The sequence below is a fragment of the Pseudomonas koreensis genome (assembly GCF_012986595.1).
Lineage (GTDB): Bacteria > Pseudomonadota > Gammaproteobacteria > Pseudomonadales > Pseudomonadaceae > Aquipseudomonas > Aquipseudomonas koreensis.
Map to the genome: position 1 here is coordinate 1 of NZ_JAAQYM010000023.1, position 753 is coordinate 753.

At 49.1% G+C, this 753-nt stretch carries 1 protein-coding gene; it reads left to right on the plus strand.

The window, feature by feature from the left end:
- The coding region (locus tag HBN98_RS28440) for a hypothetical protein (protein WP_222935027.1) at window positions 1-753 on the plus strand (753 nt) is incomplete at both ends.

Consider the following 753-nt stretch of genomic DNA (forward strand, 5'->3'; position numbering starts at 1 on the left):
AAAAAGAAGGAGAAGGAGGAAGGGGAGGAAGGAAAGAAAAAGAAGAAAAGGAAGGAAGAGGGAGGGGAGGGAAGGAAGGAAGAAAGGAAAAAAAGGGGGGAGAGGAGAAGAAGGAGGAAAAGAAAGGGAAGAAAGGAGAAAGAAAGGGAGGAGGGAAGGAAAAAAGGGAGGAGAGGAGGGAGGAGGAAAAAAGGGAAAGGAAAAGAAAAAAAAGAAAAAAGAAAAAAAAAAAAAAGGAAGAAGGAGAAGAAAGAGGAAAAGAAGGAAAGGGAAGGAAAGGGGGGGGAAGAAGAAGGGGAGGAGGAGAGGAGAGGGGGAGGAAGAGGGGAAAAAGAGAAAAAAAAAAGAAGAAAAAAGAAGAAGAGGGGGGAAAAAAAGGAGGGAGGAGGAAGGAAGGGGGGAAGGAGAAAGGGGAGAAAAGGGAAGAGAAAGGAGGGAGAAAAGAAAAAGCGGGAAAGGAAGGAAAAAAGAGAGAGGAGAGAAGAAGAAAGAGGAAAAGAAGAGGAAGGGGAGGAAGGAAAGAAAAAGAGAGAAAAGGAAGGAAGAGGGAGGGGAAGGGAAGGAAGGAAGAAAGGAAAAAAAGGGGGGAGAAGGAGAAGAAGGAGGCCCAGCAAGGGCCGCCCGGAGCAAGAAGAGGCGGGCGGCCGGGGGACGGAAAAACAGGGCGGAGAGGAGGGAGGAGGAAAAAAGGGAAAGAGAAACGCGAGCGGAGGGCGGCGGAGGCAGCGAGAAGGAAGAGGGAAAGAGAGGAAG